The sequence below is a fragment of the Mesorhizobium sanjuanii genome (assembly GCF_002529485.1).
Taxonomy (GTDB): Bacteria; Pseudomonadota; Alphaproteobacteria; order Rhizobiales; family Rhizobiaceae; genus Mesorhizobium; species Mesorhizobium sanjuanii.
Window position 1 is genome coordinate 20,711 of sequence record NZ_NWQG01000111.1, and the last position, 6,773, is coordinate 27,483.

The 6,773-nt window shown below is 64.2% G+C and carries 6 protein-coding genes; all 6 read right to left on the reverse strand.

Annotated elements, in window-relative coordinates; translation table 11 throughout:
• Positions 1–6 precede the first annotated feature (6 nt).
• Entirely contained in the window at positions 7–1,437 is a 1,431-nt protein-coding gene (locus CN311_RS17935) for a diaminopimelate decarboxylase family protein (RefSeq protein ID WP_097575077.1), read from the reverse strand.
• A gap of 46 nt (positions 1,438–1,483) precedes the next feature.
• Positions 1,484–2,389: a dihydrodipicolinate synthase family protein gene (locus CN311_RS17940; RefSeq protein WP_097575078.1), complete on the reverse strand. Its 906-nt coding sequence runs from the start codon at positions 2,387–2,389 to the stop codon at positions 1,484–1,486.
• Between the two features lie 33 nt (positions 2,390–2,422).
• Positions 2,423–3,829: an aminotransferase gene (locus CN311_RS17945; RefSeq protein WP_097575079.1), complete on the reverse strand. Its 1,407-nt coding sequence runs from the start codon at positions 3,827–3,829 to the stop codon at positions 2,423–2,425.
• A 23-nt stretch (positions 3,830–3,852) separates the two neighbouring features.
• A complete protein-coding gene (locus tag CN311_RS17950) occupies positions 3,853–4,962 on the reverse strand; it encodes an ABC transporter ATP-binding protein (RefSeq protein ID WP_342586681.1) in 1,110 nt (369 codons plus the stop codon).
• A gap of 31 nt (positions 4,963–4,993) precedes the next feature.
• On the reverse strand, positions 4,994–5,830 hold the full coding sequence (locus CN311_RS17955) for a carbohydrate ABC transporter permease (RefSeq protein WP_097575081.1): 837 nt from the start codon (positions 5,828–5,830) through the stop codon (positions 4,994–4,996).
• The coding region (locus tag CN311_RS17960; protein ID WP_208866524.1) for a carbohydrate ABC transporter permease at positions 5,827–6,773 on the reverse strand (947 nt) is incomplete at its 5' end. The genes CN311_RS17955 and CN311_RS17960, both read right to left, overlap by 4 nt.

The following is a 6,773-nucleotide window of genomic DNA, read 5'->3' on the forward strand; positions in this document are numbered from 1 at the left end:
AAGACCCTAGCTGCGTTGCGTGAAAGAGCCGGCGAGCAGTCGCGGCGGCACGCGAAAGCGCCCCATGACGTCTCGGAGCTGCTCGCGTTCCGTGGTGATTTCCGCCTTGTCGCCGGCAACCAGCACCGTTGCCGGCAGAAGCTGCGCATTGTAGCGGGCGGCGGAGGATTCAGTGTAGCCGCCGGCATCGAGAAACGCGACATAGTCGCCGCGCTGCAGCACCGGCATCTTGCGGTGCGAGCCAACCTCGTCGGAATTGCAGAGCGGCCCGACCAGGTCGACCACCTCCGTGCCCTCGGCCTCGGCATTGGCCACCGCGACGGCGTGATAGTACCAGTCGAGCACCGCCGACCAGGAAAGATGGTTGGTCGAAAGGTCGAGGTTCACCCATTTCTTGGTTGAACCCGTCTTCACCGCGCCGACGCGGCCGACCGCCACGCCGGACGGACCCGACAGCGCGCGGCCGGGTTCGAGGCGCAGTTTCGGCAGCGGCAGGCCGAGCCGGGCCGCTTCCTCCTTGATCGCCGCCGCGCAGAGACGCGCATAATCCTCGGCCGTCGGCGCACTGGCGTCGTCGAGCTGGCTGTTCGGGCCGGTGCCGTACCATTTTCCGAAGGTCCAGCCGCCGCCGATATCGATGCAGGGCGGCGTCCAGCCGGCCTTGTCGCGCAGATAGCCCGACCAGGTGATCATCTCCTTTGCCATGACGGCGAAATCGGCGGCGTCGTTCGACATCCGGCTGAGATGGAAATGCGTCTCCTTGAGCCGGATCCTCGGCATGGCCAGAGCGCGCTTGACGATCTCGGCGGTCTGCTCGCGGGTCATGCCCCATTTGGTCGAGTCGCTCTGCTGCTTCAGCGTGCCCGGCCCATGCATGGCGACGCCCTTGCGTTCTCGCAGCGGTTCGAGGTCGAGCTTGAGGCGGATGCCGACATCGACTTCGACGCCAAGCCGGTCGGCTATTGCCGCAATGCGATCGAGCTCGTCCATGGCATCGATGTTGACGCAAAGCCCGTTGGCGATCGCCATTTCGAGCTCTTCGTCCTGCTTGTTCGAGCCGTTGAGCACGAGCGTCTTGGCATCGGTGCCGGCAAGCAGCGCCATGTACATTTCCTGCGCCCCGAAACAGTCGCCGCCCGCCCCTTCCTGGTTCATGATGTGGCGGATGGCGAGGCCGTTGTTCGACTTGTTGGCGAACAGGATCTCGACATCGGGATAGTGCCGGCGGAACGCATCGCGGAACGCACGATAGGTGTAGCGGAGCTGGTTCTCCGAGATGATGTAGAGCGGCGTGCCGAATGTCTCGGCCAGCTCCTGCACGTCGCAGCCGTCGACGAACAGATGGCCGTTCGGGCCGATGCCGATGAATTCGCCGAACTTCACCTTGTAGTCGATCGGCGCGAGCTGCGGTGCCTGGCCGGAAGTCTTCTCTTTCATGGTCGTGACCCTCTCGTCGGATAAATCGCTATTGGTTGCGGATGCCTCACAGCAGGCCGAGATCTTTCAAGCCGCGTTCGAGGCCCTTCAGCGGCTCGCCGGCGAGCGCCCTGAGCGGCGCCCGTGGCTTGCCGCCGCCCGGAAGCCCAAGCATGTCCATCGCCGCCTTCGTCGCAGGGTAGAGCGTGCGACCGCCGCTGGTGAAGAGATCGGTGAGCCGGCGGCCGAGCGCCTGCACGCGTTCGGCCTCGGCGCGGTTGCCGCTTTTGGGCGCGAAATAGAGATCGAGCCCGCCCGGCGACCAGACATTGGGGAAACAGTCGATGGTGCCGTCGGCGCCGAGGTCCACCGCTGGAACGCCGAACACCGAGGAAGGGCCGCAAAACACCCGCAGCCGTTCGCGCACCGCAAGGCTGGTGCCGTAATAATTGTTCCAGTCGCCGGAGCTTTCCTTGACCGCCACGACACGGTCGAGATCGGCAAGCCTTGAGACCAGCGCCGGCGTCAGCGCGTTCACCGCATTGCCCGGAATGTTGTAGAGCACCACCGGCAGGCCGACGGCCGCGGTCACATCGGCATAGTGGGCGAAGATCTCGTCGTCCGAAAGCTTGACGAAATAGGGCGGCAGGATGAGCGCGCCATCGCAACCGATCTTCTCGGCATGGCGGCTGAGCGCCACCGCCTCGTCGACGGTCACAGCACCCGTGCCGACGATAAGCGTGCCACGGCCGGCCATCGCTTCTTCCGAGACCTCGTAGAGGCGCTTGCGCTCGTCATGGCTCAGCGCCCAGAACTCACCGGTGCAGCCGCCGGCGACGACGCCGGTCGCGCCATCCTTCATCAGCCGCTCGATATTGGCGGCGAACTCCACCTCGTCGATGCGGCCGTCGTCGTGAAACGGGGTGGTGATCGCCGGCATCGGTCCGACCCAGTCAACACTCGTCCTGTCCATGAAGTCTAATCCTCGTATGTTGCGGTTGCGGCCTCAGGCCGACCAGATCTTTTCGCGCACCAACTCGTCCATCACCGCGTCCACCGCCTCGCGGGCGCGGGACACCATCTGCGCGATCTCGTCTTCCGAAATGACGAAGGGCGGCGAGAACGAGATCGTGTCGGCATGCGGCAAAGCGCGGGTGATGAGGCCGCGCGCCAGCGCCGCCTTGACGATGCGGGCGGCGATCTTCAGCGACGGCTCGAACCGTGTCGCCGGCTGTTTTTTGGCGACGAATTCGACCGCGCCGACGAGGCCCATGCCCCTGATCTCGCCGACCAGCGGGTGGTCGGCAAAAGCCTCTTGAAGCTGCCGGTGCATGAAGGCGCCACGGTCCGCCGCCTGGGCGACCAGCCCGTCTTTTTCGATGATGTCGAGATTGGCGAGCGCCGCGGCCGCCGCCAGCGGATGGGCGGAATAGGTATAGCCGTGACCGAAGGCGCCCAGCGTCGCCTGGCCGTCGACGATGCCGCGCCAGACCTTCTCCGAGACCATGCAGCCCGACAGCGGCACATAGGCTGAGGTGATGCCCTTGGCCACCGTGATCAGGTCCGGCTGCATCTCCATGGCCGTCGCGCCGAACATGGTGCCGAGCCGGCCGAAGCCGGAGATCACCTCATCGGCGATCAAAAGCACGTCATGCCTGTCGAGCACCGCGCGGATTGCCTTGTAATAGCCCTTGGGTGGCACGATCACGCCGCCGGCTCCCATCACCGGCTCCATGATCACGGCGCCGACCGTATCCGGTCCCTCGGCGAGGATCAGGTCTTCGAGGTCCTTGGCGAGCTTGGCGGTGAAGGCCTCGTCCGACATGCCGGGCTCGGCTTCCCACAGGCGATAGGGCGCCGTCGTATGCCGCACGAAGGAAAGCGGCAGGTCGAACCCGGAATGCAGCGAAGGCATCCCCGTCAGGCTGCCAGCGACCACCGTTACGCCGTGATAGCCGCGGTTGCGCGCGATGATCTTCTTCTTCAGCGGTTTGCCGCGGGCGTTGTTATAGTACCAGACGAGCTTGACCTGGGTGTCGTTGGCATCCGAGCCCGACTGGCCGAAGAAGACCTTCGACATCGGCACCGGAGCCATCTCGATCAGCCTTTCGGCAAGCAAGATCGGTGTGTCGGTCGTCCAGGACGAGAAGGAATGGAAATAGGGGAGCGTCACCGCCTGGTGCTGGATGGCGTCAGCGATCTCCTTGCGGCCATAGCCGACATTGACGCACCACAGGCCGGCCATGCCGTCGATGTAGCGCTTGCCGTGGTTATCCTCGAGCCAGACGCCTTCGCCTTTGACGATGATCATCGGTCCGTTGCGCTCATGGTCGGCGAGCGCTGTGAACGGATGAAAGAGATAGCGCTTGTCGAGCGTTTCGAGATCGGGCGTGTTGCGCAACACAGTGTTCATGCGGTCTTCTTCTCCAAAGGGTACTAGGCGCGAGAGCGGACGGGGTCGGCCGTCGCCGCGGCCAGGTCGGCATTGAGCCGGCGCCCGCTTTCGCGGTCGAAGACGTGAATGCGCTCGCGCCTGAGATCGAGCGGGATCGTCTCGCCGGCCTTCAGCACCGTGTCGCCGGCCACGCGAACGGTGAAGCCGACATCGCCGGCATTGACCAGCACGATGGATTCATGGCCCGTCGGCTCGACCAGTCGCACATTGGCCCGGAAGCTGCCTGTGCCGATGAGGATGTCTTCGGGCCGCACGGCAACGGTGACGCGCCTTGTTCCTTCTGGCCGTTCGCTCAGATGATTGGCAGGCAGCTCCAAGGGCAGCGTGCCGAGCTTCAGCACCGGCCGTCCTTGGTCCATGGTGATCTCGCCATCGGCCAGTGTCATCGACGGCGTGCCGATGAAGCCGGCGACGAAGGTGTTGGCGGGCCTGTGATAGATCTCGGCCGGCGTCGCGAATTGCTGCAGCTCGCCGCCCTGCATCACCGCGATGCGCGTCGACATCGTCATCGCTTCGAGCTGGTCGTGGGTGACATAGACCATGGTCTTGCCGAGCCGGCGGTGCAGCTCGATCAGTTCCGCCCGCATATGGGCGCGCAATTTTGCGTCGAGATTGGACAGCGGCTCGTCGAGGAGGAACACTTTCGGCTCGCGCACCAGCGCCCGGCCGAGCGCCACCCGCTGCTGCTGACCGCCGGAAAGCTGTCTTGGCTTGCGATCAAGCAATGGGCCGAGTTGCAGTAGATCGGCCGCCGCCTGGACCATGGCCGGCCGGTCGGCTTTCGGCACGCCGCGCTTCTTCAGCGGATAGGCGATGTTCTCGCGCACGCTCATATGCGGATAGAGCGCATAGGACTGGAACACCATGGCGATGTCGCGTTCGCTCGGGGCCAGATTGTTGACGGTGCGCTCGCCGATCATGATCTCGCCGGCGGTCGGCTGCTCAAGCCCGGCCAGCATGCGCAGCGTCGTGGTCTTGCCGCAGCCGGAGGGGCCGAGCAGCGACACGAATTCGCCGGACGTTATTGCCAGGTCGAGGCTTGGGATCGCCACCGCCTCGCCAAACGCCTTGCGCACCTTGTCGAACGTCACTGTGACCAACTGGAAAATCTCCTTCGGGCGGTCAGCCCTTCACGCCGCCGGCGCCGAAGCCGCGCGTGAGGTAGCTCTGCAGGAATGCGAAGATGATGATGAGCGGGATGCTCATCATCACCGAGGCCGCCATCAGCAGCGACCATTCGATGTTGAAGGAGGTGATGAGCATATTCATCACCCCGGTCGTCAGTGGCCGGGCCTGGTCGGAATTCACCATCACCAGCGCGTAGAGATATTCGTTCCAGGCCAGGATGAAGGTGAACAGCGCCGTCGAGATGATGCCCGGCAGCGCCTGCGGCAGGATCACGTCGACGAACGCGCCGATGCGGCTGGCGCCGTCCACCAGGGCGGCGGATTCGAGATCCTCCGGCACGCCCGCCATGAACGAGCGCAGCAGCCACAGCGCATAGGGAAGCGCAAAGGTCGTGTAGGCGATCACCAGGCTGGTCAGCGTGTTGGCCAGTCCGAGCTTCACCATCATCAGATAGAGCGGGATGATCAGCACGACCGACGGCAAGAGATAGGTGAACAGAACCAGCGCCGCCAGCGTCTCGCGGCCGCGATAGGAGAAGCGCACCAGGCTGTAGGCGCCGAGCGTGCCGACGACGATGACGACGATCGTCGTCGATGTCGCCAGTATCATCGAGTTCATGAAGTACCGCAGAAACGGCGTCTCTTCGATGAGCTTGATATAGTGCTCGAAGGTGATGGCGCGCGGGATGACCGTCGGCGGGATTTGGAAGAGCTCTGTCTGTGGCCGCACCGAGGTCACCACCATCCAGATCAGCGGGAAGGAGATGAGCAGGACGAGGCCCCAGGTCACCAGATTGGCGAGGATCGTCGTCGAACGCCTGGCCGGCATCATGGTGCCTGCCTCCGCGCCCGGTAGAGATAGATCAGCATGAAGGCGAGCATCACCAGCATCATCGCCACCGCGTAGGTCGCCGCTATGCCCATCTGGTTAAGGCCGAACGCCTGCTGGTAGACGATCAGCGGCAAGGTCCGCGTGTTGTTGACCGGTCCGCCTCCGGTCAGGAGGTAGATCAGGTCGAATTCCTTGAAGTCCCAGATGGTGCGCAAAAGGATGACGATGGTCAGCACCTCCTTGAGCTGCGGCAGGGTCACGTCGAAGAACCGTCCGAACACACCGGCGCCATCGATCGTGGCCGCCTCGTAGAGCTGCTCGGGGATGGTCTGCAGCCGCGCCAGCACGGCGATGACGACGAAGGGGAAGAATTTCCAGGCGCCGACGAAGATCACGCTCGCCATGGCGTTCGGCATCTTGCCCAGCCAGTCGACCGGCATGTCGATGACGCCGAACTGGATCAGCAGATGGCTGAGGATGCCGTAGAGATCGTTGAACAGCCAGCGCCAGATCAGCACGGCCACGACCGTCGAGACGAAATAGGGAAACAGCACCAGGCTGCGGGCCAGCGATCGAAACAGGATGTTCTGGTTGAGCAGCAGGGCCATCGCCACGCCGAAGACGATCTGCAGGAAGAGCGTGCCGACGGTCCAGGTGACGGTGGTGCCGAGCGCGCTCCAGAACCCTGACGATCCGAAGACCTGCGCATAATTGCCGAGGCCGACCCAGCTTCCCTTCAGCGTCGGCGTGTAGATCGAAAACAGCGACAGATAGATCGCCGAGATGAGCGGGTAGACGATCACCGCGCACAGGATGAGCACGGTCGGCGCGATCAACAGCACGCCGAGCAGCGCATAGCGCCGCTCGAGCGGATTTTGCGTCCGGTGCTGGCTTGCGGAAATCGTCATGGCGGTTCCGGAATGAGGAGGCGGGGGGAAGCGGC